21 protein-coding genes and 1 pseudogene are annotated in these 26,467 nt (G+C 66.3%); 7 read left to right on the top strand and 15 right to left on the bottom strand.

Translation table 11 applies throughout. From position 1 onward, the window contains the following. Positions 1-161: 161 nt before the first annotated feature. Positions 162-3,017, bottom strand: a complete 2,856-nt coding sequence (locus QZ814_RS10550; RefSeq protein WP_294331737.1) for a TonB-dependent receptor — start codon at positions 3,015-3,017, stop codon at positions 162-164. Between the two features lie 112 nt (positions 3,018-3,129). Continuing rightward, on the bottom strand, positions 3,130-4,557 hold the full coding sequence (locus QZ814_RS10555; RefSeq protein ID WP_294331741.1) for a glycoside hydrolase family 28 protein: 1,428 nt from the start codon (positions 4,555-4,557) through the stop codon (positions 3,130-3,132). 280 nt (positions 4,558-4,837) lie between these two features. On the opposite strand from QZ814_RS10555, the gene QZ814_RS10560 reads away from it, so the two are divergent. Next, positions 4,838-6,697: a methyl-accepting chemotaxis protein gene (locus QZ814_RS10560; protein ID WP_294331743.1), complete on the top strand. Its 1,860-nt coding sequence runs from the start codon at positions 4,838-4,840 to the stop codon at positions 6,695-6,697. A 71-nt stretch (positions 6,698-6,768) separates the two neighbouring features. Here the strand turns inward: QZ814_RS10560 and QZ814_RS10565 are convergent, their stop codons facing one another. From QZ814_RS10565 to QZ814_RS10585, 5 genes are all read right to left on the bottom strand, one after another. After that, positions 6,769-7,401, bottom strand: a complete 633-nt coding sequence (locus tag QZ814_RS10565; RefSeq protein WP_294331746.1) for a PEPxxWA-CTERM sorting domain-containing protein — start codon at positions 7,399-7,401, stop codon at positions 6,769-6,771. A 144-nt stretch (positions 7,402-7,545) separates the two neighbouring features. Further along, positions 7,546-8,580: a cupin-like domain-containing protein gene (locus tag QZ814_RS10570; RefSeq protein WP_294331748.1), complete on the bottom strand. Its 1,035-nt coding sequence runs from the start codon at positions 8,578-8,580 to the stop codon at positions 7,546-7,548. Next, positions 8,577-9,293: a SapC family protein gene (locus QZ814_RS10575; RefSeq protein ID WP_294331751.1), complete on the bottom strand. Its 717-nt coding sequence runs from the start codon at positions 9,291-9,293 to the stop codon at positions 8,577-8,579. Before QZ814_RS10575 ends, QZ814_RS10570 begins: the two co-directional genes overlap by 4 nt. A 145-nt stretch (positions 9,294-9,438) precedes the next feature. Continuing rightward, positions 9,439-12,594: a TonB-dependent receptor gene (locus QZ814_RS10580; RefSeq protein WP_294331754.1), complete on the bottom strand. Its 3,156-nt coding sequence runs from the start codon at positions 12,592-12,594 to the stop codon at positions 9,439-9,441. A 275-nt stretch (positions 12,595-12,869) separates the two neighbouring features. After that, complete coding sequence (locus QZ814_RS10585) at positions 12,870-13,712, bottom strand: CoA ester lyase (protein WP_294331756.1); 843 nt, start codon at positions 13,710-13,712, stop codon at positions 12,870-12,872. A gap of 128 nt (positions 13,713-13,840) precedes the next feature. On the opposite strand from QZ814_RS10585, the gene QZ814_RS10590 reads away from it, so the two are divergent. Beyond that, on the top strand, positions 13,841-15,424 hold the full coding sequence (locus tag QZ814_RS10590; protein ID WP_294331758.1) for a family 43 glycosylhydrolase: 1,584 nt from the start codon (positions 13,841-13,843) through the stop codon (positions 15,422-15,424). Positions 15,425-15,464: 40 nt separating this feature from the next. On the opposite strand, the gene QZ814_RS10595 is transcribed toward QZ814_RS10590, so the two are convergent. The 6 genes from QZ814_RS10595 to QZ814_RS10620 all read right to left on the bottom strand — a co-directional run bounded on the left by QZ814_RS10595 (position 15,465) and on the right by QZ814_RS10620 (position 20,303). Beyond that, positions 15,465-16,247, bottom strand: a complete 783-nt coding sequence (locus QZ814_RS10595; RefSeq protein ID WP_294331760.1) for an SDR family NAD(P)-dependent oxidoreductase — start codon at positions 16,245-16,247, stop codon at positions 15,465-15,467. Between the two features lie 13 nt (positions 16,248-16,260). After that, a complete protein-coding gene (locus QZ814_RS10600) occupies positions 16,261-17,451 on the bottom strand; it encodes a zinc-dependent alcohol dehydrogenase (protein ID WP_294331763.1) in 1,191 nt (396 codons plus the stop codon). Continuing rightward, complete coding sequence (locus tag QZ814_RS10605; RefSeq protein ID WP_294331767.1) at positions 17,451-18,044, bottom strand: SRPBCC family protein; 594 nt, start codon at positions 18,042-18,044, stop codon at positions 17,451-17,453. Before QZ814_RS10605 ends, QZ814_RS10600 begins: the two co-directional genes overlap by 1 nt. A gap of 16 nt (positions 18,045-18,060) precedes the next feature. After that, positions 18,061-18,210 carry a hypothetical protein gene (locus QZ814_RS10610; protein WP_294331770.1) on the bottom strand — a complete coding sequence of 50 codons (150 nt, stop codon included), beginning with the start codon at positions 18,208-18,210 and terminating at the stop codon, positions 18,061-18,063. A gap of 162 nt (positions 18,211-18,372) precedes the next feature. After that, entirely contained in the window at positions 18,373-19,347 is a 975-nt protein-coding gene (locus tag QZ814_RS10615) for a Gfo/Idh/MocA family oxidoreductase (RefSeq protein ID WP_294331772.1), read from the bottom strand. Further along, positions 19,344-20,303 carry a zinc-binding dehydrogenase gene (locus QZ814_RS10620; RefSeq protein WP_294331773.1) on the bottom strand — a complete coding sequence of 320 codons (960 nt, stop codon included), beginning with the start codon at positions 20,301-20,303 and terminating at the stop codon, positions 19,344-19,346. The genes QZ814_RS10615 and QZ814_RS10620 overlap by 4 nt, the downstream gene beginning before the upstream one ends. 47 nt (positions 20,304-20,350) lie before the next feature. Between QZ814_RS10620 and QZ814_RS10625 the strand changes: the two genes are divergently transcribed. Continuing rightward, positions 20,351-20,875 (top strand): DUF1003 domain-containing protein, encoded by a 525-nt coding sequence (locus QZ814_RS10625; RefSeq protein WP_294331775.1) that lies wholly within the window; start codon positions 20,351-20,353, stop codon positions 20,873-20,875. Between the two features lie 11 nt (positions 20,876-20,886). Here QZ814_RS10625 and QZ814_RS10630 read toward each other — a convergent pair whose 3' ends face one another. Both QZ814_RS10630 and QZ814_RS10635 read right to left on the bottom strand, forming a co-directional pair. Further along, complete coding sequence (locus tag QZ814_RS10630) at positions 20,887-21,966, bottom strand: inositol-3-phosphate synthase (RefSeq protein WP_294332588.1); 1,080 nt, start codon at positions 21,964-21,966, stop codon at positions 20,887-20,889. Next, on the bottom strand, positions 21,870-22,394 hold the full coding sequence (locus QZ814_RS10635) for a hypothetical protein (RefSeq protein WP_294331777.1): 525 nt from the start codon (positions 22,392-22,394) through the stop codon (positions 21,870-21,872). Before QZ814_RS10635 ends, QZ814_RS10630 begins: the two co-directional genes overlap by 97 nt. 196 nt (positions 22,395-22,590) lie before the next feature. Between QZ814_RS10635 and QZ814_RS10640 the strand changes: the two genes are divergently transcribed. The 4 genes and pseudogenes from QZ814_RS10640 to QZ814_RS19200 all read left to right on the top strand — a co-directional run. Continuing rightward, positions 22,591-23,583 carry a glycosyltransferase gene (locus tag QZ814_RS10640; protein WP_294331779.1) on the top strand — a complete coding sequence of 331 codons (993 nt, stop codon included), beginning with the start codon at positions 22,591-22,593 and terminating at the stop codon, positions 23,581-23,583. Then, positions 23,580-24,785, top strand: a complete 1,206-nt coding sequence (locus QZ814_RS10645) for a glycosyltransferase (RefSeq protein WP_294331781.1) — start codon at positions 23,580-23,582, stop codon at positions 24,783-24,785. Before QZ814_RS10640 ends, QZ814_RS10645 begins: the two co-directional genes overlap by 4 nt. After that, positions 24,682-26,073 carry a glycosyltransferase gene (locus QZ814_RS19195; protein ID WP_365898514.1) on the top strand — a complete coding sequence of 464 codons (1,392 nt, stop codon included), beginning with the start codon at positions 24,682-24,684 and terminating at the stop codon, positions 26,071-26,073. Before QZ814_RS10645 ends, QZ814_RS19195 begins: the two co-directional genes overlap by 104 nt. Further along, positions 26,007-26,459: pseudogene (locus tag QZ814_RS19200) on the top strand (NAD-dependent epimerase/dehydratase family protein); the annotation flags it as partial. The gene QZ814_RS19195 and the pseudogene QZ814_RS19200, both read left to right, overlap by 67 nt. Positions 26,460-26,467: the final 8 nt, after the last annotated feature.

Raw genomic sequence — 26,467 nt, forward strand, 5'->3', positions numbered from 1 at the left:
TAGTCCGTCCCCGGCACATACGCCGCCGGTCGACACCGGTTTCCGTACGCGACGTTATTCAAAGGCGCCCCGGTCGGCCGAAACCGGCCGGAGCGCAAGGTGGAGGTGCCGAACGAGTCGGCTCCCGGGTGAAATCGATCGCGCCCCCGCGCCGTTTCTGTTCAGAAACGGAAGCGGACACCGCCGTAGAATTGGCGGCCGGTGCGGTGGAACAGCACCACGCGATTGTCCTCGTCGATATACTGGTCCTGCGGCTCGTTGGTGAGGTTGATCGCCTCCAGGGTCAGCGTGATGTTCTCGGTGAGGTTGAGCGAGGCCGAGGCGTCGAAATTGAGCGTCGAGTTCACGCCCTCCTCGGTGCTCTGCTCGCGCGCGCCGCCGGCATAGGCGGTCACATAGCCCGAGCGGTAGGTCGCCGAACCGCGAATGCTGAAGCGCTTGTCCTCGTAGAACAGCGTCCCGTTGGCCGAGCGCTTCGACAGGTTGGTCAGCGGGCCCGTCACCGTGCCGACGCCGCCCGGGCCCGGATAGACGATGTTCGCCTTCACATAGGTGTAGTTGGCGAGAACGCCGAGGTTCTTGAGGAAGCCCGGCAGGAAGTTCAGCTGGTGCTGATAGTTGATCTCATAGCCGCGCAGCGTGCCGCCCGAACCGTTGATCGTGCGGGTATAGGTGAACAGGTCGGTCGGCGCGACGCCGGTGCCGGTCAGCAGCTCCGCCGGCAGGCCGAGATCGGTGAACGGCACCAGCGTGCTGATGCTCGCCCCCGACAGCGTGTTGATTTTCTTCTGGAACACACCGACCGAGAGCAGCGATCCCTTGTTGAAATACCATTCCAGCGAACCGTCGAGATTGGTTGCCTCGGTGGGGTTCAGATAGGGATTGCCGGTCGAATAGCCGCGGTTCGAGGCCTGGATCGTCAGCGAACCGCCGGGGGTGAGCGAGCCGAAGCCCGGCCGCGTGATCACCTTGGCGGCACCGAAGCGGGCGAGCAGCTTGGGCGTCAACTCGGCGACCAGGTTGAGCGACGGCAGCCAATAGTCATAGTCGCGCTGCACCCGCAGCTGCTGGATGCTGCCGTTGACCGCGGCATAGCCTGCCGATTTCTGGTTCGTGGTCACAAAGCGCATGCCCATGTCGCCGCGCAGGGTGATGGGGCCGATGGGCATCGTGAAATTGGCCTGGAAATAGGCCGCCTTCTCGGTCTCCTCGACATCGACGAAGCTCGAGCGGGCGTTGACATTCTCCACCCCGCCCAGGCGGAAGTCGATATTGGTGCCGTTGATGGGCTGCACGCAGTTGCAATAGATGCCAAGCGTGTTCACGAAGGCATCGAAGTTCGGGATCAGATAGCTGCCGTACTTCGGATCGCCGGTCGGCCCGGTGATCGACGTCGTGAGGCTGGCGACCTGCGCGGCGGTGAGGGTCGGCGACTGAGTCTCGGAGACCAGGCGACGCTGTTCGGATCCGCTATAGTTGAACTTGCGCCATTCCAGCCCGCCCTTGAAGGTCAGCCCGTTCGGCACAACGTCCCATTCGGTGGTGAGCTTGCCCGTCCGGAACTTGTTGACCGCGCCCTGCGGCCGGATGCGGATATCCGACGCACCATTGGTCATCGACCAGTTGGCCGGGTTGTTGACGTCGAAGCCCCAGTTGATCACCGGCTCGCGATCATTGTCGCGATAATCCCAGGAAAAACCGTTGCTGTTCAGGCGATCGAGCGTGATCGTCGTCTGCACCGGATTCTTGAAGTCGGACTTGGAATAGCCGCCATACAGCGTCGCTCGGAAGCGATCGGAAAATTGCTGCTCCAGCGTGGCATTATACTGCTGGAAAACGGTCTTGAGCTTGTCGAGGCGGGACTCGATCCGCATGTCGACCTTGTCGAAAACGCCGTACACCAGCTCATTCTGGTCGTTGACCTTACCGTCGCGGATGATCGTCTCGGGCTTGCCGGTGGCACCGGTGCGGCTGAACGAGATCGCCTCGATGTAATTCTCGGTGCGGCTGGTGCGCGAGTTGGCATAGAGCCCCTCCAGCGTCAGCAGCGTGTGGTCGCTCGGCTTCCACTGCACCGCACCGGTAATGCCCAGCCGCTTCAGGTCATATTGCCAGGTGTCGTAGCGCGGGATGCGCGGGTGGTAGAGCAGGCTGCCCCAGTTGCTGCCGTTGCTCGCCGGTACCGCGTTGATCTGGGCGGTGGTGTAGCCGGGCAGCGTCGAGGCCGCATTGAACCCGCCATTGGCGCCGGTGGGGCTCCAGCGGACCGTGCTGTGTCCCTCCTCGCGCACCTTGCGCTGCGAATAGGCGGCCGAGACCAGCACGCCGAACGTGCCCTCCGGGTTCTGCCAGCTGATCAGCCCGGCCAGGCGCGGCGTCCACTTGTTGCCGAGATCGGCATAGCCCGCCTGGGCCGAGGCGGCGACTACCAGCGGCTTCTTGTAGTCGAGCGGTCGCGCCGTCTGCAGATCCACCGTGGCGCCCAGCGAGCCTTCCTCGACATCGGCGGAGGCGGTCTTGCGCACGGTGATCGAGTTGAAGAGCTCCGAGGCGAAGACATTGAAATCGAAGCCGCGGCCGCGGTTCACCCCGCCGCCAGCATCGGACGAGCCGGTGGTTGCGATCGTCTCCATGCCGTTGATGCGCACGCGGGTGAAGCTCGGCCCGAGGCCCCGCACCGAGATGCTGCGCCCCTCGCCGCCATCGCGCGCGATCGCCACGCCGGGCACGCGCTGGATCGATTCGGCGAGGTTGTTGTCGGGGAACTTGGCGATGTCGTCGGCCTTGATCACGTCGACCACGCCGGACGCGGTGCGCTTCTCGTCGAGCGCCGCGCTAATCGCGCCGCGAAAGCCGGTGACGACGATCTCCTGCTCGGCAGCAACGGCGGCGGGATCGTCCTGGGCGGGCGCCTGCTGCGCGAGGGCGGCCGCCGGAACCAGCCCCGCCACCGCAATCGCCAGCAGCGAGGCACCCGTACCCTTCGAGGCAGAACGCGAAGCGAAGGCCTTGATCATGATCTCTCTCCTCGTCCCCTCTCCATTTTTGCTCGTGATGGCCGGAGAGGTGGATGACGTTTTGATACCGGTGTCAACTCGCAGCGTCAACTGGGTCCGTATCGGTCGGCGATCAGTCGAGCCGGTCGACCGGGCGGCCGTTCACCTCCACGCGATCGAGCACCAGCCCCTCCGTGTGCCGGACGATGCTCGGCTCGCGGACGCCGTCGAAGCGGCAGTCGCTGAGGCGCAGGCCCGTCACCGGCGCGCCGGGCAGCCCCTGGCTGTCGAGCACCCGCGCCGCGTTCGTCGCACGCAGCCGCTCGATCACGACGTTGCGCAACTGCGGCACGAAGTGTCCCCTGGCGCCCTCCTCATAGTTGAAGTCGCACGCCACCGCTGCGCGGCTCACCGTGCCGACATCGAGATCCCGATAATAGAAATTCTCGAGAAGCCCGCCGCGCAATGCATTGTTCTTGAAGCGGATTGCATACCAGAGATCGGGGCTGTCCATCACGCAGCGCTCGGCGAAGATCCAGCGCGCGCCGCCCGAGATCTGCGAACCGACCACCACGCCGCCATGGCCTTCCTTCATCCGGCAGTCGCGGATCAGGATATTCTGCGCCGGCATGGCGAGCCGCCGGCCATCCTCGTTGCGGCCCGAATTGACCGCGATGCAATCGTCGCCGGTGTCGAAGGTGCAATGCTCGATCAGCGCGCCGTCGACGGATTCGGGATCGCATCCGTCATTGTTCGGCCCATGGCCCAGAATATCGACGCCGCGCACGATCAGATTGCGGCACAGCACCGGGTGGATCTGCCAGAAGGGCGCGCCGCGCAGCTTGATGCCTTCGATCAGCACATTCTCGCAGTCATAGGGCTGGACGAAGGCCGGGCGCAGGAAGGATCCGTCGCCGAACACGCGCTTTTCCACCGGCACGCGCCGCTCCGCCATGTCGAACAGGATCGAGCGCGCCTTGCGCTGATCGGGCATGCCCTCGCGCCAGCCATGGTCGACGGTGCCGCCCCAGGGCCCCTTCCACGACCACCAGTGTTGCGCGCTGCCCTGCCCGTCCAGCGTGCCCGCGCCGGTGATCGCGATGTTGCGCTGCTGGCGTGCATAGATGAGCGGGGAATAGTTGATCAGTTCGATGCCTTCCCAGCGTGTGAAGACCAGCGGATACGCCTTGGGATCGGTGGAGAAGAGCAAGGTCGCGCCGGCGTGCAGGTGCAGATTCACATTCGAGCGGAGATGCACCGCGCCCGTGAGAAAGCGCCCGGAGGGCACCACCACCCGGCCCCCGCCTGCCTCGGCACATGCCGCGATGGCGCGCGCGATCGCCTGGGTGTTGAGCGTGACGCCGTCACCGCGCGCGCCGAATTGCCTCACGTCGAAATCGCGCGCCGGAAAGACTGGCGGGAGCGCCGCCTGGGCAATTGCCTCTGCGCGAGACCATGGATCGGCAGCGGCGGCGGCAGCTCGGCCGGCCGGCAGCAGCGTCATCGCCGCCCCCACGCTCGCATGGCCGAGCAGCGCCCGACGGGAAGGCGTGTACCCCATGACCCTCTCCTCCTCGGCAAAATGACACCGGTTTCTACCAAGTTGGCGGGAGAATCTACGACAGTCAACCTCAAGGCTTTGAGAGGTCGCGTGCGCTTCGGTGATGCAACGGCACGTTTTCCGCTACGGAACGCAAGCTTTGAAAGGCGGCAACTCAATCTGATTTCCAAGCACTTAGATGCAATTTTAAAGGCGAAGGAATGCCAGTGCGCAGCGCGGGCCCTCTATAATGAGTGCCGTTCGCCCGGCCTGATCGGCGCCGGTGCAAGAGGGATCCGGAATGAAGACTTTGCTTGCACGGGTACGCGTGCCCGTAAAAATCCTGTCAGTGATCGGCCTGATCAGTCTGGTACCGGCCATCGTGACCTGGCTCGGCGCCAGCAGCCTCACCCACAACAATCAGGCCTATTCCGCACTCACGCTGTCCAAGTTGCCGAGCGCCACCCATCTGGCCCGCGTCAACCGCCTGCTAGTGACGATGGCCTATGACGGCTATCGCGTGATGGCCTATGATGGAGGCTCTGACATCGCCCGCGCCTCGGCTGCGCAGGAGCAGGCAAGCTACGAGCAGGCGAAGGCGCTGATCGGCGATATCGAGCACGAAGATAGCTCGACCGCACCGTTCATGCGCGAGGTGCGCGCAAAGCTGGAGGAGATCCATACGCAGGCCCGCGAGGGAATTGCGCACGGCCTTCGCAACGACGATGCCGCATCGCTGAAGGCGCTTCAGGTCGCGGACCCGGCGATCGATGCGCTGGGCAAGCAATTGGCGGATTTCAACAATGGCCGGCTGAAGGACGCGACCCTCGTCTCGCAGAACCTGCAGGCGCAAAGCGGCGGCACCGTGGCGACGCTGGTGGCGATGAGCATCGTCGCGATCCTGATCGGGATCGGCCTCGGCTATTATGTCGCTCGCGTCGGCATCACCGAGCCGCTGAACGCGCTGCAACGTGCGATGAAGGCATTGGCCGGCGGCGATCTGCGGACGGCGGTGCCCGGTAGCGAGCGCGGCGATGAACTCGGCGAGATGGCGCGTACCGTCGCCGTTTTCCGCGACAACGGCATCGCGCAAGAAATCGAGCGCAAGGCCAAGGCGGATGCCGATGCCGAACAGGCCGCGCTGGTCACGGCGCTCGGCAAGCAGCTCGACGCGCTCTCGCACGGCGATCTTACCGCAACTATCGACACGCCGGTGGCCGCCACCTTCGAGCCGGTGAAGGGCAACTTCAACCGCGCCACCGTCAGCCTGCGCACCCTCATCGCGCAGGTGCTGGAGAGCGCGACGACGATCCGCACCGGATCGACCGAAATCGCGGCCGCGTCCGAAGACCTGGCCAAGCGCACCGAAGCAAACGCCGCAAGCCTGGAAGAGACCGCCGCCGCCGTGACCCAGATGGATCAGCGGCTGAAGGCAACCGCCCGCGCCGCCGACACCACGGTCCAGCGCACCAACGGCGCGATCGAAACCGTCAATGACGGTCGCATGATCACCGACACCGCAGTGCAGGCGATGACCCGCGTTTCCGAAGGCGCCAAGGGCATCGACAGCGTGATCGAAGGCCTGGACAAGATCGCCTTCCAGACGCGCGTGCTCGCCATGAACGCCGCCGTCGAAGCCGGTCGCGCCGGCGAGGCAGGCCGAGGATTTGCCGTGGTCGCCGATCTCGTCTCCCAGCTGGCGATGCGATCCGAAGAGGAAGCGAGCCGCGCCCGGGATCAGTTGAGCGCCACCCAGAAGGACATCGTCGAGGCGGTGCAGACCGTCCAGCAGGTCGAAGGCGCGCTCGGCACCATCTCGGCCGCGACGACCGAGGTGCACCAGTTGGTGAGCGCGATGGCTGCCGACAACCAGGCCCAGGCCGCGGCGATCTCGCAGATCGCCACCACGATCCAGACGATGGACCAGAGCACGCAGCAGAATGCGGCAATGGTGGAGGAAACCTCGGCCGCCGCCCGGAACCTCAATGCCGAAGTCGCCAGCCTCACCGATCGGGCGAACACCTTCCGCATCGGTGGAGCCCGGGCCGCTGCAGCCCCGCGCGCCAAGCCGGCGAGCAGCAGCGGCTATGTCTCGCCGGTCAAGCCGCTCGCCGTGGCCGCGACGGCCAGCACGAACGCCGAAGACTGGGCCAGCTTCTAGGGCCGCAGCCATAGCACGAAAAACGGCCGGGAGAGCGATCTCCCGGCCGTTTTCCCTTTGGGAGCAGATGCTCAGGCGGCGGCAGCGTCCGTGGTGGCGCGCAGGCGCCGACGCAGCGACGCGCCGACGAAACCGACACCCGCGATCATCAGACCCCAGGTCGCCGGCTCCGGCACACCGCTCGGCCCGAACACGACATTGACCTGCGCGGTACCGATGTCGGCCCCGGCAAGGTTCGGCGCGCCGAGCGTGGTGGTGAAGGCCGCAGCAGCCTCGTTGGTCAGCGTCAGCGTCGAGTTGGCGCCCAGGTTGAACAGCGAAAGCGTGCCGAGGGTGAAGCCGTTCGCCGCGGCGCTGCCGCGCACCACGCCGTTGGCGGTGTCGACCACGAAGTTGCCGATGCTCAGCGTGTTGCTGCCGGAGGTGAAGTTGAGGCCCGAGCCGTTGTGGTTGACGAGGAGCGCGCCGGTGGAGTCGTTGCGCGTGCCGCCGGTCACCAGGAACGTGGCGACGATATCGTTGCCCAGCTTGAACGCGCTGGCGGTCCCGTAGGTGGCGAGGGAATAGCCGAGCGACTCGAAGGTGCTGGTCGCGGTGAGATCGACGGCTGTCGCGCCGCCAAGGATCGGGGCAGCCGAAGCCGCAACGGGGGTAAACGACAGGCCCACAACCAGGGCAGCCGCGCTCAGAGCGCCTTTAATCATCCGCAAATCCTCCTGAACAAGGTGGTACAGGCCGGGCGCGGGTGCACGGATCGCATGCCCACATTCCGGCCCTGCACGAACCTTGCGGCGGCGCAGCAAGTTCCAGCGACTTGTCCTGGATTTAACCCTGCTTAACGAATGTCGTTAACGATTCAGCCGATGGAGCAACTGGGCGCGCAGCCGGCGAGCCTGGATGGCATCGATGGGCGCCAGCGGCCCGCGTGCCGCCTCAGGGAGATGCGCGGCCGGGCGCTCGGCCTCCCCGAACACGTAATAGTCGAACAGCGCCCGCCACGCGTCCTTCTCGGGGGCAGGCCGGTCCCGCAGACTGAGCAACGCGTGGAGCAGCGTGATCTGCGGGGTGTCCAGCCAGGCCGGGCTGGTGTTCCACCAATAATTCACCAGCACGTTGAACGGCGCCAGTGCCTCGACATGGTGCCACCACATCGCCGGGTAGAAGAGCAGGTCCCCGGGCGCCAGCTCCGCCACCTGCGCGGTCGCCATCGCCGCGCGGAACCCCGGGTGGCGATCGAAATCGGGGTCGCCGAAGTCGACCATGCTCACCACCTGTCCGCCCGGCGTCGGCTCCAGCGGGCCCGGATAGAGGTTGGCGATCTGATCGGGCGGGAACAGCGTGAAACGGCGCCTGCCGACAGCGCATACCGCCAGATTGTGCGACATGTCGTAATGGCAGGTGGCGATGGTGCGGTTGCCGATCCAGATGCTCGCCAGGTGCTGTTCGAACATCGGGTGGTCGAGCTTCAGGTCGTTCTCCGCGCGGAACCCCGGGAGATATTGGTCGAGATCGGTAGAGCCGACATAGAAGCTCGGCGCCGCCGCATCGCCGATCCGGGGGCGCATGGCGTCGAGCAGCGCCGTCAGCGGCTCGCGGCGGCTGCCGAAATTGAGCCCGGTACCGGCATCGTCATAGAAGAAGCGGCCCTGGATGTCGGGCGCGCCGGTGAAGGTCACCACCGGGCGACCGGCATCGAAGCGCTGGAGCAGATCCATCGCCGCGTCGGCCGACTGCAGGCCGGCGCGGACCAGCGGCCAGTCGGCGGCGATGCCCTTGAGGATCACCGGCGACTGGTCGGCTATCAGTTGGTCGAACGGGATCGCATCGGGTGCAATGCCCTCCACCGTCCGAACGGCCGAAGCGACGCCGGCGAGCACGTTCACCGGGGTGCGCTCGCATTCTTGCGATCGATCAGCGCGCTGATGTTGCCAAGCGAGGCCGCGACGAGATGGGCAAGGCCCAGCAGATTGGCGCGGTGCAGCCGCTCCACCCCGGCCATATCCAGCGCCTCGAGCCGCTCGCGCGACAGCATCTGGAAGCCCTCGATCCGATAGCGCTGCGCGTCGTGTAGCGTCACTTCGATCACATTGGCCTCGAGCAACCCCAGCTCTTGGAACAGCGCGTACACCGGCGTCGCCGCGCCAAGGCCGCCATGGATGCGACCGAGCACGCGCGAGACATGCTCGAGATACGGCGTGGCGCCACCTTGCGGCAGGAACAGCAGGTCGCCCTCGGCAGTGCCCACGCGGGGATCGTCGAGATCGACATGGACGGTTGGGCCCTCGTCCGGCTCGCCGTCGGTGGGAATGCCGATCGAGAAGGGCCCGCGCTGCTGCAGCGCCGGCACGTAGCGGCTGGTCCAGCGGGTGCCGTCGAAGAACAGGTTCTCGTCGCGGTCCAGGCCGGTCAGGGCCACTGCCTGCAGCCCGGCATCGGGCTCCTCGCGGAAGAGGATCGGAAATTCGCGCTGCACCGCCTCGAACTCGGTGGGGAAGATCAGGATCTGGTTGGCGCCGTCGCCGAACTCCGCACCGTGGCGGAAGGCGACGCGCAGGTCCTGGTGGAGCACATTGTCCAGCGCGACCGGTCTCGTCATTCGAACATCATCCGTACATCAGCCCGTTGGCGGGCGGCATCGCGGCGACCATGGCGGAAAGCCGCCACCGCCTCAACCGGAAGCGAAAGGGCCGCTGCATAGCGCAACGGCCCTCCCCTCTCCTTCCGCGCTCGTGCGCGGTAGCTCAGAACTTGAAGCGCGCGCCCAGCAGGAAGCGGCGATCGAGCTCCTGCGCGAACCACAGCTCGCTCTCGGCGCGCGCATAGGTCCGGACGCTTTCCTTCGTCAGGTTGATGCCTTCGAGCGTCACCGCGATGCGCGGGGTGATCTCGTAGCTGATGTTCATGTCCAGCTGGCCGAACGGCGCCGTGAACTCTGGGTTGCGCGAGCCCTGGCGGTTGATGCCCGACAGGAACTTGTCGCGCCAGTTATAGGCCAGACGCGCCGAGATGCCGTTCTTGTCGTAGATCAGCGTGGTGCTGAACGTGTCGCTGAGGCCGAGCAGCGCGAACTGGTCCTGCCCCGGATCGGCGCCCAGGTTAAAGCCCACGTCGCCGCGCACCAGCGTGTACGCCGCAGCAACACCGAAGCCGGTGCGGCCGAGGAAATACTGGCCGGCCAGTTCGACGCCGTAGATCTCGGCATCCTTGTTGTTGATCGGCTGCGTCACCTGGAACTGGTACAGCGGATCGGCCGCGTTGCCGCGCAGGTCGTACTGGTTGTTGATCGTCTTGACGTAATTGTCGTCGAGCGCGCGCGTCGAGCTGTTGTAATTGGCCTTGAACTCGTTGGTCGCCGCTGCCACCGAACCGCGGTTGGCGATCAGCGCCGACATGACGAACAGGTTCACGTCGCTGATGTCCGCGCCGAGGCCGTTGAGCGCGCTCAGTGCCTGACCCGAACGGCTGCCTGCCGCGCCCGAGCTCGGATCGCGCAGGCCGAACAGCGGCGAGGTGAACTGGCCGTTGCCCACGAAATTGTGCACGCGCTTGTCGAAGAACGCGACCGAGACATAGCTGTCCGGCTTGAAATACCATTCGAGCGACGCGTCGAAATTGTCCGAGATCAGCGGCGACAGGGCCGCGTTGCCGGTCGACGCGCTGGGGACGCCGCCATTGTTGGTCGGACGCGGCGGGCCGCCCACCGTGGTGGCGGTGAACAGGCTGTTGTAGTTCGGCCGCGCGATCGTCTTGCTGTACGAAAGGCGGGCGAGCAGGTTGCGCTGCACTTCGACCTGGAAGTCGATCTGCGGCAGAACGTTGTCATAGGAATGCGACTGGTCGAACTGGCTGGTGTTGTTGAGCGACACCACCACGGTGAAGTCGTTGTCCGACACCCAGTCGATCGCCGACGGGATCGCGACCTGCGAGATCGAGCGCGACTTGGTGCGCTCGTAGCGCACGCCCGCGACCAGACGCGCCGGCGCGTTGCCCAGCTCGCCCTTCCAGGTCACCTGACCATAGGCCGCCCAGATGTCTTCCTTGACGCGGTTGTTGTTGTTGCTGGTGATGCCCACCGCATTGCCGCGGCCGGCATAATAGGACGACAGGATCGGGTAGATCTTCGCCGCGTCGCCACGGAAGGCGACCTTCGAGTCCGGATCCGAGCCGGGATTATACTTGTCGAACTTGCACTCGAGGCAGAACGAGGTGAGCGCACCCGGCGCCAGCCGCTCGACGTCGCCCGGATTGGCGATGCCCCAGTCGCCCAGCGTCTGCTGGGTGCCGATGAAGGTCTGGCGCATGTCGGTCTTGCGATAATTGGCGCCGAACTCGAACTTGCTCTCGTTGCCGAGATCCCAGCCGAAGTCCGCCCGCAGTTCCTTGACCGTCTGCTCCTGCGTCGACTTGTAAGTGCGCCCGACCTGGCTGCCCACCGCCGACAGGTTGAGCGGCACCGAACCCAGCGTGATGTCCTGCTGCGGGATGCCGCCGCTATAATCGACCGAGTGCTGGGCGACGACGTTCGCGCCCATGCCGACCAGAGTGGAGCTGACGCCGTTCGGATTGTCCGGCAGGCTCGACGACTTGGAGATATGGCCGTCGAGGCGCAGCGACAGGTTGCTGGCCAGCTGCCAATCGGCGTTGAGGCCGAAATCGGTCAGCTTGCTCTTCTGCGCGCGCGACTGGGCCTCGAAGCCCTCGTCCTTGAAGCCGTTGATCGTCTCGTGGAGATAGGTCGCCGTGGCGACGGTCGAGTTGCCGTCGAAATGCACTTCATCGAACGGTCGGCTGAACCAGTTGGACAGGTCCGACCGGGTCTCACGCTGGCGGTTCTGCGCGAACAGCGCATCGGCAGTCAGCGTCAGTGCGTCGTTGGGCTTGAACTGCACCACCGCCTGGCCGTTGATGCGCTCGCGGCTACCCTCCGCATAGTGATAGCGGCTGTCATTCGGGATCGCGACCAGCTGGCTACTGCTGCTCGGCGCGTTCTTGACGATCGTGCAGCTCGCGCTCAGCGTCGTCTGGCTCGCCGGGCAGATCGTGTTGTTGCGCGCGAAGCCACCCGAGATGAAGGTGCTGTAGGGAATGATGTTCCAGTCGTTCGACGTCGCCGAAATCGAAGTGAAGTTGCGCTTCTGGTAGCTACCGAACAGTTCGACGCCGAAGCGCTGGTCGGCATCGCTCCAGCCGAGCACGCCCGAGAATTCCGGGGTAACCTTCGAGCCGCAGTTGAGGCAGCCATCGACGCTGGTGTCGTATACCGCCTTGGCGCCGACGCTGCCGTTCAGGCCCGGCTTGCTGCCGTTGTCGAGCGGACGGCGGGTGACGACGTTGATCGTCGCGCCGATGCCGCCCGAGGGCACCGCCGCACGACCGGTCTTGTAAACCTCCAGCGTGCGGACGCCTTCGGTCGCGAGGTTCGAGAAGTCGAACGAGCGGCTGGTGCCCTGCGCGCCATCGGCATTCTCGTCGCCGCCGACCACCGACACCGCCGCGGAGGCGAGCTGGCGGCCGTTCAGCGTCACCAGGTTATATTGCGGGCCGAAGCCGCGCACGGTCACCTGCGAGCCTTCGCCGTTGGTGCGGTTGATCGACACGCCCGGAATGCGCTGCAGCGACTCCGCCAGGTTGGTATCCGGGAACTTGCCGATATCTTCTGCCGAAATAGCGTCGACGATACCCGGTGCTTCGCGCTTGATCGCGATCGAGCGCTCGAGCGATGCACGAATACCGGTGACGACGATTTCCTCGCCCTGCCCGGAGTCCTGTTGCGCCGAAACCTTGCTGGCAACGTTGTCGGTCTGCGCCTGTGCAATCGTTGGTACGATCATGCATACCGCCACGGCCATCATCGAAGCCGAGCGCGACAATGCAATAGAACGTGATACGCCCTTCATGTCCCCTCCTCTGCCGGCGATCTTTCGCCGGAAAACGTTTTTGTTGCGAACGCCCGATGCACTCGCCCCGACGGTATCGCTACCATCGCCCGCAACATTGTCAACGAATGAAACATGAAGCTGTTAGACAGGTTTGATTTTACATCGATGTGTGTTTTCGATGTAACAGCGTCGCCATGACTTGAAAGAGTTCCTTCCACAGCGGCAAGGGTGCTGCAGCGCAACAGATCTGTTGGACTGAAAAGGATTGCACGCGCCGCTGGAAGGCGCGGCGATCAGTGTGCACGCGCGAGCAGGCGCCGTGCTTGTTCGAGGTGCGGGCGATCGATCATCCGCCCTTCCAGCTTGAGCGCCCCTGCCGCAGGGTTGGCGGCAAACGCGTCGACGATCGCCTGCGCGGCCTCGATTTCCGCTTCGCTCGGGGTGAAGCCATGGTTGATCGGCTCGATCTGCGCCGGGTGGATCGCAAGCATGCCGGTAAAGCCATCGCGTCGCCCTCGCGCCACATAGGCCACGAGTCCTTCGGTGTCAGCGATATCGGGATAAACCGTTTCGATCGCGGCCACGCCGGCGGCATGGGCCGCGAACAGCGCGAGCGAGCGCACCATGGAGAAAGGTGCGGTATAGCCGCCGTCGCTCTCGCGCGCGCTGCTCGCACCGATCGCGGCGGGCAGATCCTCCGCCCCCCAGGTGAGCCCCGCGAGATGCGCGGCGACTTCGGGATAGCTGCCCAGCTGGAACAGCGCGGCCGGCGTCTCCGTGGCGATGGGCAGGATCGGAGGACAGGCAGCACCGGCTTGCGCGACCAACGCCACCAGCGTGCGGATCGCTGCCGCCCCGTCCGCCTTGGGGAGCACCAGGCCCGCCGGGCGATACGGCGCGATGGCGGCGAGATCGTCGGCAAGCACGGCCGTGCCGAGCGGATTGACGCGAACGAAGCACGGCGTCTCGGGACTGTCGCCCAGCCACGCGGCGATCGCCTCGCGCGCGAAGGCCTTGCGTTCGAGCACCACCGAATCTTCGAGGTCGAGAATCAGCGCGTCGGCGCTGCTTGCCGCTGCCTTGGCGAAGCGTTCCGGCCGGTCGCCGGGCACGAACAGAAGCGACCGCAGCCGCATGACCTTCCCTCCCCTGTTTCGCGTTCCATGGCAGCATCGCGGTCGCTTGCCAATCATCATCGCTTGCACCGCTGCACCGGGCAACATAGCGTTGTCACCGGTGTCAAAGCACAAAAGGGAGAGGATGGATGCGCATCAGCCGCAGGGGAGCGTTCGGTGCTGCACTGGCGGGCTGGGCCGCAAGTCATGTTTCGGAGGCGGCCGCTAGAGCGGTGGCCGCGACCGACTGGCGCCGGGGCCTCGACAACCAGCGCATCGCCGATCTGGGCGACGGCCGGTTTCTCAATCCGCTGCTGGCCGGCGACCGGCCCGACCCCGCGATCCTGAAGGACGGCGCCGATTACTACATGACCTTCTCCAGCTTCGATTCCTATCCGGGGCTGACCATCTGGCATTCGCGCGACCTCGTGAACTGGCAACCGCGCACGGCCGCCCTCACCCGCAATATCGGCTCGGTCTGGGCGGTCAGCCTCGCCAGGCATGGCGGGCGCTATTTCCTCTACGTGCCGGTCAAGGCCCGGCCGAACGACATCTATGTGCTCTCCGCCGATCATATCGACGGGCCGTGGAGCGATCCCGTGTCACTCGGGCTGCACGACCATATCGATCCCTGCCACGCGGTGGGCGAGGATGGCTCGCGCTGGCTGTTCCTCTCCGGCGGCGACCGGGTGCGGCTGGCAGCCGACGGGCTGTCGGTCACGGGCCCGGTCGAGCATGTCTATGACCCCTGGCATTATCCCGAGGACTGGGTGGTCGAGGGCTTCTCGCCCGAGGGCCCCAAGATCCACCGCCATGGCGACTGGTTCTACATGATCACCGCGGTCGGCGGCACGGCGGGCCCACCGACCGGGCACATGGTGATCGCGGCGCGCGCGCGCTCGATCCACGGGCCGTGGGAGAACTGCCCGGCCAACCCGCTGGTCCGCACCCTGAGCGACACGGAAAAATGGTGGTCGCGCGGCCATGCCTCGCTGGTCGAGGCGCCGGACGGCAGCTGGTGGTCCGTCTATCACGGCTACGAGAATGGGTTCCTGACGCTCGGCCGGCAGACGCTGCTCGATCCGATCGAATGGACCGCGGATGGCTGGTTCCGCATGAAGGGCGGCGATCTCTCCCGCCCCCTGCCCAAGCCGCGCGGCGGCACCATCCTGCCCCACGGGCAGCGCCTGTCGGACAGCTTCGAGCGGCTCGATCTCGGCAGCAAATGGAACTTCTTCCGCCCGACACCCGATGAATCGAGCCGGCTGCGCGTCGCGAACGGTGCGCTCGTGATGCAGGCACGCGGCAAGGCGCCCAGCGATTCCTCGCCACTGATGCTGATCGCGGGCGACCAGGCCTATCAGTTCGAATGCGACGTCGAGCTAGGGTCCGGGACCACCGCCGGGCTGCTGCTGTTCTACGACGACAAGCTCTATTGCGGGCTGGGCTTCGACGAGAAGCGCTTCGTCACCCATCAATATGGCGCCGAGCGCGGCCGCCCCGCGAACCCGCACGGGCTGCGGATGCAGATCCGCGTGACCAATGACCGGCACATCGTCTCCTTCCACACCCGTGGCGATGGCGGAGCAACATGGAAGCGGTTCGATCGGGGGATGGAGGTTTCCGGCTACCACCACAATGTGCGCGGTGGCTTTCTGATGCTGCGCCCTGCGCTGTACGCGGCAGGGGATGGCGAAGCGCGTTTCCGGGACTTCCGGTTCCGCGCGCTCTGAACGCCTGCGTCCCCCTCCCGCACGCGGGAGGGGAGCAGCATCAGTTCTTGCCGCTGCCAGGCTCGGCGATCTTGCGATGCTGCTCGGCCGTAAATGACTGCGGCAACACCCCGGCGCCGGCCACCTGCAGCTTGTTCGAGATGCCGGAGACGATGTTGTCCGTCCCCTTCATCAGCGCGGTCCAGCCATCCCTGGCGACGTCTGCCGGATCGGACTTGCTTTCGCTCTGCCCCACCTTGGTATCCATCATGCCGGCACGTTCGAAGAACTCGGTCTCGACTGGACCCGGCAGCAACGTGGTGATGGTGATGCCCTTCACCTCCTTGAGTTCGTTGCGGATCGCCGCGGCGAAATTGTCCACGAACGCCTTGGTGCCGTTATAGACCGCCTGGAAGCTGCCCGGGATCCAGCCGGCGATCGACCCGGTGATCAACACCTTGCCCTCGCCGGTGTCGCGCATCTTGCGGAGCACCTTCTGGAGCAGATAGACAGTCCCAACCACATTGGTGTCGATCACGTGTCGCCACTCGGAGACTTCCTGATCGAGAAAGCCCCCGCCCAGCCCGTGCCCGGCATTGGCGCAGAGCAGGTCGATCCGACGCCCGCCCGCTGCCGCCAGCAGCCGATCCACGCCTTCGATGGTCGACAGATCGGTCTCCATCGACTGCACCTCGACACCCTCGCCCTTCAGCGCAGCTGCCGCATCGACCAGCGGGGTGTCGGCCACCACCAGCAGGTCATAGCCGTCGCGCGCCGCGAGCCGCGCCAGTTCCAGGCCGATGCCGCTCGAGGCACCGGTCACGATCGCAAATTTGTTTGCCATGGTCTGCGCCTCCTTATTCCGCCGCCAATGCCATGCCGGGCTTCAGCACGACCTTGGTCACTTCGTTCTGATTGTCGTGGAACATCTTGTAACCCTGTGGCGCCTGCTCCAGCGGCAGGATGTGGCTGATCAGGAAGGTAGTATCGATCTTCTCTTCCAGGATCGCGTTGAGCAGCGCGGGCATATAGTGCTGGACATGGGTCTGGCCGGTCTTGAGCGTCAGCCCCTTCTCCATCAGCGCACCGAGCGGAAACTTGTCGACGAAGCCGCCATAGACCGCCGGCATCGAGACACGCCCGCCCTTGCGGCAGGCGAGGATCGCCTGGCGGATCGAATGGATGCGATCGGTACCGAGGAAGGTCGACTTCTTGATCTGATCGAGCACATTGTCGGCAAAGAAGCCGTGCGCCTCGAGCCCGACGCTGTCGATCACCGCGTCGGGGCCGATGCCCCCGGTCATCTCGAACAACGCCGCTGCGGTGTCGGTCTCCTCGAAATTGATCGTCTCCGCACCAAAGCGGCGGGCGAGTTCGAGGCGTCGCGGGAAATGATCAATCGCGATCACCCGCTCCGCGCCCATCAGGAACGCCGACTGGACCGCGAACAGCCCGACCGGGCCGCAGCCCCACACCGCCACGGTATCGCCCGGCTCGATCTCCGCATTTTCCGCCGCCATCCAGCCGGTGGGCAGGATATCCGAGAGGAACAGCACCTTGTCGTCCTCGATGCCGTCCGGGACAACGATCGGGCCGACATCGCTGAACGGCACGCGGACATATTCGGCCTGGCCGCCGGCATAGCCGCCGGTCATGTGGCTGTAGCCGAACAGGCCGGCCATGGGCTGGCCGTACATCTCCTGCGCGATGTCCTGATTATCCGCCGGGAGCCCGTTCTCGCAGGCGGAATATTGGTGCTTGCTGCAATGGTAGCAGGAGCCGCAGGAGATGGTGAACGGCACCACCACCCGCTGGTCCTTCTTGAGCGTCGAACCGGCGCCGACCTCGACCACTTCGCCCATGAACTCATGGCCGAGGATGTCGCCGGCCATCATCGTCGGGATGAAGCCGTCGTACAGATGGAGGTCGGAGCCGCAGATCGCGGTCGAAGTGATCTTGATAATCGCGTCGCGCGGGTTGAGGATCTCGGGATCCGGTACCGAGTCCACGCGGACGTCGTGCTTGCCGTGCCAGGTGAGTGCGCGCATCAGCCCCGCTCCTCTTCGCGTTGTTGCTTGGTCCAGGAGGAAGTGGCGATCTCGCCCGTCTCCATCAGTTGCTTGAAGCGGCGCAGGTCGCGCTGCGCCTGCATCTTCGGCTCGCGCTGGAAGATGCGCGAGATCACGCGGCCGAGCGTGCCGAAAGGCTGGTCGTAGTTGATCGTCGCGACCACCACCGTGCCGCGGCTGCCGGCGTCGCGAAACTCGATGCGGCCGCTATTGGGGATGTCGGCACCTTCTTCGGAGGCCCAGGCGATCAGCTCGCCGTCGCGATCCTCGGTGATGCGCGAGTCCCACTCCACGATGCCGCCGCCAGGTGATTTTACCACCCAGTGACTGCGCTCGCGATCCAGCACCTCGATCCGGACGACATTATCGAGGATCGGCGGCAAATTGCTGAAATCCCGCCAGAAGGCGTAGAGTTCGGCGCGCGGGCGGTTGATCGTCACCGCGCGCGCCACCAGCTTGTCGCCGCGCTGGACGAGCGGGCCGTCGGTCGCCGCGTCGATCGCGCGACGTTCGTCATTGGCAGTGCTCAGCGGCGCGTCGTCCTGCGACACGGGGTTCATCGTCTCGGCCATAAAGCCTCCGTTCGGTTCAGCCCCGGGGCGAGCCGGGCTGTTTCGGGGGAAGATCGTCGTCGCCCTCGGCGGGTGCCGGGGTGGACGTGGCGGCGGGGTTGGTCTCGGTCGAGCCGGGGTCACGCTGTTCTTCACGCACCTCGGGATCGTTCGGCGGTGTGGCCATGATCCAGTCTCCTGCACTTGGGGGAGTGCAGAGGGAAACCACCGGCATCGCGGCCGGTTGCAAATTTTCCTGGAAATAACGTGGGTTAGTTACGGCTCGACGCAGCGGCCGCTTGCCATCTGCGCGCCCCTCCCGCTTGCGGGAGGGGAATAGAAGGACGGGTCAGCGGCCGTATATCCGGTCCAGCACTTCCGCTGACCGCGCGAAATGCTCCGCCTCCGCGTCGAACCGGGCCGAGCGCGCCAGTTGCTCCGCCCAGGCCGCCGCCGCCCGGCCGCCCCAGGCGTCGGGCGGGCTCGCCAGCAGCGTCTTGGACGTGCCGGCGAACCGCTCCGCAACGAAGTCGTAGAAGCTGCCACCGACGTTGCGCAGCGCCGCGCCTCCCTCCGTGCCGTAGAAGACGGCGGCAATCTCCGCATCGGTGCCCGCATGCACGCGCCACGAACAGGCGAGCCGGACATCGGCGTCGCCGGCGCGGAAGGCAGCGCTCGCATAGTCCTCTACCTGCATCACGCCGAGCGGCTGCCCCTGCGCGCACAGGGAGGCATGGACGTCCTGCACCGCCGGAAAGCCGAGCGTCCACAGCGCAAGGTCGACCAGATGGACACCCAGATCGATCACGCAGCCGCCATCCGATTGCGCGGGATCGTAGAACCACGGCTTGTCGGGTCCGTAGGCGTTGTGGAAGACGAGATCGACCGCGAAGACGTGGCCGAGCGCACCGCTCCGCACGAGCTCGGCGATCCCCCGCATCCCCTCGGTATGGCGGTAGGAGAGATCGACGCCGAGCAGCCGGTCCGCCGTGCGCGCGGCGCTGATTACGGCCTCCACTTCGGCGGCGGTGCGGCCGAGCGGCTTCTGACAGAACACCGCGACGCCCGCGTCCAGCGCGCGGATGCTCTGGTCGGCATGCATGGCGCTGGGCGTCGCGATGACGATGCCGTCCAGGCCCAGCGCCAGCAGCGCATCCAGGCCATCGACCTGCGCGGCCTCCGGCGCCAGCGTCCGCGCCTGCTCGGCGCAGTCGGGCGAAGGATCGGCGAACGCCACCGCCTCGATCGCGCCGGTGGCAAGCATCACTTCCATCCGGTGGCGACCGATCCAGCCGGTGCCGAGAAACCCGACGCGCGGCCTCATCGCAGCATCACCAGGGCTTTTACGAAATGCCCGGGCTTGTCGCGCGTCGCCGCCAGCGCCTGGCCGAGCTCCTCCAGCCGGTAGCGATGGGTATAGAGCGGGCTCGGATCGAGCCGCCCGCTCGCCACCGCCTCCACCGCCTCGCGCAGGCCCTGCAGCTGCACCGCGGGGTCACGCTCATGGGCGTTGATCACGTCGATGCCTTTCCAGTTCCACCCCTGCATGTTGACCTGGCGCGGTCCGTCCTGATGATAGCCGGCGACCACCAGCCTGCCGCCGAAGCCGACCAGTTCGCCCGCCAGGTCGAGCGGCCATTGCTTGCCGACCGCCTCGATCACCCGTTCGCACATCGCCTCGCCGGTCAGCGCCTTCGCCGCATCAATGATGGCATAGTGATCGTCCATCGGGATCGTCTCGGCCGCGCCATACTGCCTCGCGAGATCGAGCGATTCCTGTCGCCGCGATATCGCGATCACACGCGCGCCCGCGTCGCTCGCCAGCTTGGTGAGAACTGCGCCGAGAAACCCGATGCCGATGATCGCCACCGTCTGCCCCGGCCGGATGTCGCTGCGGCGGAAGATATTGAACGCGCAGCCGAGCGGCTCGCCCGGGAGGGGCTTGCCGGAAAGGCTGTCGGGCAGCTTCACCACCATGTCGGCCAGCGCCACATCGTAATCGGCGAAGCTGCGAAACGACAGCGACGCTAGCCGGTCTCCCGGCGAAAGGCCGACGACGCCCTCGCCCACCACGTCGATTTCCCCCCGGCCCTCATGGCCGAGCCCGCCGGCATCGCCGGGGAACTGGCTCCAGGCCTGGCCTTGCCAGGGCTCGACATTCGACGCGCAGACGCCGCATCCCTCCAGCCGGATGCGCACCTCGCCCCGACCGGGCGTGGGAAGCGTGGCGGTCTCGATGCGGATCTGCTCCGGACCTTCCAGGATCGCCGCGCGCATCATGCGCTCTCCCCCTGCAACCAATTGAGTTTGCACGCTGTTGTTGGGCGATGATCGAACCACGCCAGGGCATGGGCGCAACGCTCCGCCGGAACATCGAAGACCTCACGGCGCGGCAGCGGAAGGATGCCGAGCGCGCACCGCTCAGTGACAAGGTGGCGGATCGGATCACCCGCTTCACGGGATCGATGACGTTCGTGGTGCTGCATCTGGTCCTCTTCGGGCTCTGGATTTCGATAAACCTGGGCGTCCTGCCGGTGTTGCCGCGCTTCGATCCCACCTTCGTCGCGCTGGCGATGGTCGCATCGGTGGAAGCGATTTTCCTCTCTACCTTCGTGCTGATCAGCCAGAACCGCATGGCGGCGACGGCCGACCGCCGCGCCGATCTCGACCTGCATGTCAGTCTGCTTGCCGAGCACGAACTGACCAAGCTTGCCGGGCTGGTGGCGCGGATCGCGGAGAAGCTCGACATCCCGGCGGACGATCCCGGCTTCAGCGAGATCCATGCCGATGTGGAACCGGTCCAGGTGCTGGAGGCGCTGGACGAGAGCCGGAAGGAACAGGGGATCGATTGAAGATCCCACCCTCACGCTCCCGCGATGAATGCTTCCACCGCTTCGTACGCCTCGTCATCCGCCATCTGCTCCGGCGGGTGCTTGCAGAACCACACCGCCGCCGGGAGGATCGCGCCAGCCAGCCCGCGGTCCTGCGCGAGCTTGGCGCAGCGGATCATGTCGATCGCGACGCCGGCGCTGTTCGGGCTGTCTTCCACCGACAGGCGTAGTTCCAGATTCATCGGTACACCGCCGAACATCTGTCCCTGCATCCGCAGGAAACAGATCTTGTTGTCGTTCTGCCAGGCAACATAGTCGCTGGGGCCGACATGGATGTTCTCGTCGTCCAGCCGCGTCTCGGCGACGGACTGCACCGCCTCGGTCTTGGACTCCTTCTTCGACGCCAGTCGCGTGCGGTTGAGCATGTTGAGAAAGTCCGTGTTGCCGCCAGTGTTGAGCTGGTAGGTCCGCTCCAGCTTGACCCCGCGCTTGCGGAACAGGTTCGTCAGCACCCGGTGGACGATCGTCGCACCGAGCTGCGCCTTGATGTCGTCGCCGATGATCGGCACCCCCGCCGCCTTGAACCGCGCGGCCCAGGCGGGATTGCTGGCGATGAAAACGGGGATGTTGACGAACGCCACCCCGGCTTCGAGCGCGCATTCGGCGTAGAACTCGGTGGCGGCCTGCGACCCGACCGGCCGATAATTCATCAGCACATGCGCATGCGTTTCGCGTAGCGCGCGCACCACCTCGTCCTTGGTCGGCTCCGCATCGTCGCCGAGCAGAAACGTGCGGTCCTGCGGATAGTCCGCCATGTGATCGGCGACGCCGTCCAGCACGCGCCCCATCCGCACCTTCGCACCGGTATGCCGCACCTCGTCACAGAACATGGCGGTGCAGTTCGGCTTGGCGAAGATCGCCTCGGCGACGTCCTGTCCGACCTTGCGCGCATCCACGTCCCAGGCTGCCACCACCCGTATGTCGCTGGGTGCATAGCCGCCCAGCTCGGGATGCATCAGCCCCACCATGTCGTTGGCGCCGGCGCGGTAATGCGCGATCCCCTGGACGAGCGAGCTGGCACAATTGCCGACGCCGACCAGCGCGACATTGATGGCATGGCGATCTGGGGAGAGCACCAGGCGGACTTTCGCTCGGCGACGAGACGCTCGTCGCGGTTGAACAGCAAGGGGTTGCGCTCGGGCTGGCTGCCCGCAAGCGCCACCGGGGCCGCGGACGGCGCGATCGTCGCGGTGCCTGCATAGCGGTCGATCATCCAGGCGCAGAAATGGGCAAAGGCCTGCGGGTCGCGCGCCGGGCTGGTATGGTGCGGTTCGATCCCGAGATGCGCGGGGGTGAAGCAGAAGGTGACGGTGACATCGAAATCCGTGAGTGCTTCCATCTTCCGATCGAACCAGTCGAGCGCGCCCTCGCGGAAGCTGTCCGCCCAGCTGAGCCCGGTGCGAATGCGGCGCGTGCCGAGCCGCTTCATCCACGCCACCGCTTCGTCCAGCCGCGGGTCGTGGAAGTGGAACCACTGCATCAGCCCGATCTCGGCGGCGTGTTCGGCATAGATTTCGACCGCCGGCTTGGGGCTGCGGTCGTCGCGAATCAGGCCCAGATAGAAATGCCAGTAGTAGGACGAGCCTTCCGCCTCGCGAGACGGGATTGACGGCCTATCATCAGTGCTATCCGGAGCTTCGCTCTTCCACCTACACCCCGGTGTGCACGCCGGCGGGATGATCGGGGATGCCGATCTGGTGATCGTGCACGAGTGGAACGATCTCAAATTGGTTTCCCGTATCGGCCATGCGCGGGCGATGGGCGGCCGGTTCACGCTGCTGTTCCACGATACCCACCACCGCGCGGTGAGCGAGCCCGCGGCGATGCAGGCCTATGACCTGAACGACTATGACGGCGTGCTCGCCTTTGGCGAAACGCTGGCGGAAGTCTATCGCGGCTGGGGCTGGGGCAACCGCGTCTGGGTGTGGCACGAAGCTGCCGATCTGCGCCGCTTCCAGCCGTCGGCGCAGGAAGGTGATCGCGAAGGGCTGGTCTGGATCGGCAATTGGGGGGACGGCGAGCGGACCGAGGAGCTGGAGCGTTTCCTGTTCCGCCCTGCCGCCGAGGCCGCCCTGCCGCTCGACATTTACGGCGTGCGCTATCCCGACGAGACCAGAGCGATGCTCGCCCGGCACGGCGCGCGCTATCATGGCTGGGCACCGAACGCGCACGCGCCCGAGATCTTCGCTCGGCATTTGGCGACGGTGCACGTGCCGCGCCGCTATTATGCGTCGATCCTGCCGGGCATCCCCACCATCCGCGTCTTCGAGGCGCTGGCCTGCGGCATCGCTCTGGTCTCCGCCCCCTGGAACGATGCCGAGCTGCTGTTCCGCCCGGGCACCGACTATCTGGTCGCCCGCGACGGCGCGGAGATGACCCGCCACCTTCTGGCGATCCGCGACGACGCCGATCTCCGCGCCTCGCTGGTCGCCCATGGTCTCGAGACGATCCGCAGCCGCCACAGTTGCGCCCACCGCGTCGACGAACTGCTCGCCATCGTCGCCGGCCTGAAACCTCCCCTCCCGCTTGCGGGAGGGGCTGGCGTGGCGCTCCTATCCGATACGTCGCCCCGCGCCCAACCGCTCTCCCCCGTCCCAGCCCCTCCCGCAAGCGGGAGGGGAGCGCAGGCGACAACCGCACACGCTTTGAACACCGAGGAAGCCGCATGAAGATCGCATTCTACGGATCCAGCCTGCTTTCCTCCTACTGGAACGGTGCCGCAACCTATTATCGCGGCATTCTCAAGGCCCCGGCCGGGCGCGGCTATGACATCACCTTCTACGAACCCGACGCGTTCGACCGCCAGCTACACCGCGACATCGATCCGCCCGCCTGGGTCAAGGTCGTGGTCTACCCGGCAACCGAGCAAGGGCTGCGCAGCGTCCTCGCCGAGGCGCAGCACGCCGATGTAGTGGTGAAGGCCAGCGGCGTCGGCGTGTTCGATCGCGAACTGATCGAGGCCCTGCGCACCGCCCCTCGCCCCGACGCGCTGCGCATCTTCTGGGACGTGGATGCCGCCGCGACGCTGGACGAGATGCGCGGGGCCCCCGCCCATCCGGTGCGCGCGATGCTGCCGGAAATCGATCTGGTGCTCACCTATGGCGGCGGCCCCCCGGTGATCGACGCCTATACCGCGATGGGCGCCAGGGAATGCAACCCCGTGTACAACGCGCTCGACCCCGAAACCCACCATCCGGCGCCCGCGGATCCGCGCTTCGTCGCCGACCTCGCGCTGCCCGCCAACCGGCTGCCCGATCGCGAGGCCAGGATCGAGGAATTCTTCCTTCGCGCCGCTTCCCTGGCCTCGGCGCGGCGCTTCCTGCTCGGCGGCAATGGCTGGCACGACAAGGGGCTGCCGGCAAACGTCCGCGCGATCGGCCATGTCGGCACCGCCGATCACAACGCCTTCAACTGCACCCCGCAGGCGGTGCTGAACGTCGCGCGCGATTCCATGGCGGCAATCGGCTTCTCGCCCGCCACCCGCGTGTTCGAAGCCGCCGGCGCCGCCGCCTGCCTGATCACCGACGCCTGGGAAGGCATCGAACTGTTCCTGAAGCCCGACCAGGAAGTGCTGGTCGCCCGCGACGGGCAGGATGTCACCGAGCATCTCGCCGCCCTCACGCCCGAGCGCGCCCTCACGCCCGAGCGCGCCCACGCGATCGGCGAGGCCGCCCGCGCCCGCGTTCTGGCCGAGCACAGCTACGACCTTCGCGGTACGCAGGTCGACCAGATCCTCAAATCCCACCAGCCCCGCAAAGGAAAGCCGCATGAAGCTGATCGTCCTCGGCCTCAGCCTCGACTCCTCCTGGGGCAATGGCCACGCCACCACCTATCGCGCGCTGCTCCGCGCCTTTGCCGCGCGGGGGCATGACGTGCTGTTGCTCGAACGCGAGGTGCCCTGGTCTTCCGGCGCCCACCGCGATCTCGCCGATCCCGATTTCTGCCGGCTGGAATATTATCGCTCACTCGCCGATCTGGATCGCTGGCGCGAGACGATCGCGGAGGCCGACACAGTGATCGTCGGCTCCTTTGTACCGGATGGGATAGAGGTCGGTCCGTTCGTACAGGGCACTACGCGCGGCGTGACCGCGTTTTACGACATCGATACCCCGGTCACGCTTGCGGCGCTCGCGCGCGGCGACTGCGCCTATCTCAGCACGGCGCTGATCCCCGGCTATGACCTGTATCTGAGCTTCACCGGCGGGCCAACGCTCGGCCGGATCGAGCGCGACCTGGGCAGCCCGGCCGCCCGGGCGCTCTACTGCTCGGTGGCTACCGACGCCTATCGCCCGATCGACGTGCCGAAGCGCTGGGACCTCAGCTATCTCGGCACCTACAGCCCCGATCGCCAGCCGACGCTGGAGGCGCTGCTGCTCGAACCCGCCCGCCGCTGCCCGGACAAGCGCTTCGCCGTCGCCGGCCCGCAATATCCGGGCAGCATCGACTGGCCCGCCAATGTCGAGCGGATCGAGCATCTGCCGCCGGCCGAGCATCCCGGCTTCTATTCCGCCTCACGAATGACGCTGAACGTCACCCGCGCGGACATGATCGCCGCCGGCTGGTCGCCGTCGGTGCGACTGTTCGAGGCGGCGGCCTGCGGCACGCCGATCCTGTCCGATCGCTGCGCCGGCATCGAAAGCCTGTTCGTGCCGGACGAGGAAATCCTGCTCGCCGGGGCGACCGAGGAGGCGATCGCGGCGCTGAACCGCGATGCCGTCGCGATCGGCACCGGCGCGCGGCGACGGCTGTTCGAGGGCCAGGATGCCCGCCACCGCGCCGCCGAGCTCGAAACCCATCTCAACGAAGCACGCGCGCGCCACCGGACGGGGTGCCAGGAGAGGAACGCCGCCATGCCGCGCAACCAAGACCCGTCGCTGATCCTGATCGCCGGGGGCGCAGACTTTATCGGATCGCATCTGTGCGCCGAACTGCTCGATCGCGGCGAACAGATGGTGTGCTTGGACAATCTCCAGACCTCCAATAGATCCAATCTGGATGAGCTGGAGGGCCGCCCCGGCTTCGAATTCGTCCGCGGCGACATCGTCGACGAGCTGCCGGCGACGATCCGCGAGCGCCCCCCCGGTTCAAGCAGATCTACAATCTCGCCTCTGCCGCCTCCCCGCCGCAATACCAGGTCGATCCGGAGCACACGATGCTAACCAACGTGGTTGGCACGGATCGCCTGCTGCGGCTCGCCTCGCAAGCGGGCGCGCGGTTTCTGCTGACCTCGACCTCGGAAGTCTATGGCGACCCGGAAATCCGCCCCCAGCGCGAGGACTATCGCGGCTGGATCAGCTGCACCGGCCCGCGCGCCTGCTATGACGAAGGCAAGCGCGCTGCCGAGGCCCTTACCTATGATTTCTGTCGCACCGGGCGCGCCGAAGTCCGCGTGGCGCGCATCTTCAACACCTATGGCCCGCACATGCATTTCGATGACGGCCGCGTGGTGTCGAACCTCATCGTCCAGGCGCTTTCCGGACGTTCGCTGACACTCTACGGCGACGGCAGCCAGACGCGCAGTTTCTGCTACGTCTCCGACCTCGTACGAGGGCT

The sequence above is a fragment of the uncultured Sphingomonas sp. genome, assembly GCF_913777625.1.
GTDB lineage: Bacteria > Pseudomonadota > Alphaproteobacteria > Sphingomonadales > Sphingomonadaceae > Sphingomonas.

What these genes read in the sequence shown, in the direction of transcription:
- QZ814_RS10595 (WP_294331760.1), bottom strand. Translation starts at nt 16,247, where the DNA reads ATGGCAAACAAATTTGCGATCGTGACCGGTGCCTCGAGCGGCATCGGC.
- QZ814_RS10635 (WP_294331777.1), bottom strand. Translation starts at nt 22,394, where the DNA reads ATGCAGTGGTTCCACTTCCACGACCCGCGGCTGGACGAAGCGGTGGCG.
- QZ814_RS10610 (WP_294331770.1), bottom strand. Translation starts at nt 18,210, where the DNA reads ATGGCCACACCGCCGAACGATCCCGAGGTGCGTGAAGAACAGCGTGAC.
- QZ814_RS10585 (WP_294331756.1), bottom strand. Translation starts at nt 13,712, where the DNA reads ATGCGGCTGCGGTCGCTTCTGTTCGTGCCCGGCGACCGGCCGGAACGC.
- QZ814_RS19195 (WP_365898514.1), top strand. Translation starts at nt 24,682, where the DNA reads ATGAAGCTGATCGTCCTCGGCCTCAGCCTCGACTCCTCCTGGGGCAAT.
- QZ814_RS10625 (WP_294331775.1), top strand. Translation starts at nt 20,351, where the DNA reads ATGATCGAACCACGCCAGGGCATGGGCGCAACGCTCCGCCGGAACATC.
- QZ814_RS10600 (WP_294331763.1), bottom strand. Translation starts at nt 17,451, where the DNA reads ATGCGCGCACTCACCTGGCACGGCAAGCACGACGTCCGCGTGGACTCG.
- QZ814_RS10620 (WP_294331773.1), bottom strand. Translation starts at nt 20,303, where the DNA reads ATGATGCGCGCGGCGATCCTGGAAGGTCCGGAGCAGATCCGCATCGAG.
- QZ814_RS10605 (WP_294331767.1), bottom strand. Translation starts at nt 18,044, where the DNA reads ATGGCCGAGACGATGAACCCCGTGTCGCAGGACGACGCGCCGCTGAGC.
- QZ814_RS10575 (WP_294331751.1), bottom strand. Translation starts at nt 9,293, where the DNA reads ATGACGAGACCGGTCGCGCTGGACAATGTGCTCCACCAGGACCTGCGC.
- QZ814_RS10555 (WP_294331741.1), bottom strand. Translation starts at nt 4,557, where the DNA reads ATGGGGTACACGCCTTCCCGTCGGGCGCTGCTCGGCCATGCGAGCGTG.
- QZ814_RS10565 (WP_294331746.1), bottom strand. Translation starts at nt 7,401, where the DNA reads ATGATTAAAGGCGCTCTGAGCGCGGCTGCCCTGGTTGTGGGCCTGTCG.
- QZ814_RS10580 (WP_294331754.1), bottom strand. Translation starts at nt 12,594, where the DNA reads ATGAAGGGCGTATCACGTTCTATTGCATTGTCGCGCTCGGCTTCGATG.
- QZ814_RS10640 (WP_294331779.1), top strand. Translation starts at nt 22,591, where the DNA reads ATGATCGGGGATGCCGATCTGGTGATCGTGCACGAGTGGAACGATCTC.
- QZ814_RS10550 (WP_294331737.1), bottom strand. Translation starts at nt 3,017, where the DNA reads ATGATCAAGGCCTTCGCTTCGCGTTCTGCCTCGAAGGGTACGGGTGCC.
- QZ814_RS10645 (WP_294331781.1), top strand. Translation starts at nt 23,580, where the DNA reads ATGAAGATCGCATTCTACGGATCCAGCCTGCTTTCCTCCTACTGGAAC.
- QZ814_RS10590 (WP_294331758.1), top strand. Translation starts at nt 13,841, where the DNA reads ATGCGCATCAGCCGCAGGGGAGCGTTCGGTGCTGCACTGGCGGGCTGG.
- QZ814_RS10560 (WP_294331743.1), top strand. Translation starts at nt 4,838, where the DNA reads ATGAAGACTTTGCTTGCACGGGTACGCGTGCCCGTAAAAATCCTGTCA.
- QZ814_RS10615 (WP_294331772.1), bottom strand. Translation starts at nt 19,347, where the DNA reads ATGAGGCCGCGCGTCGGGTTTCTCGGCACCGGCTGGATCGGTCGCCAC.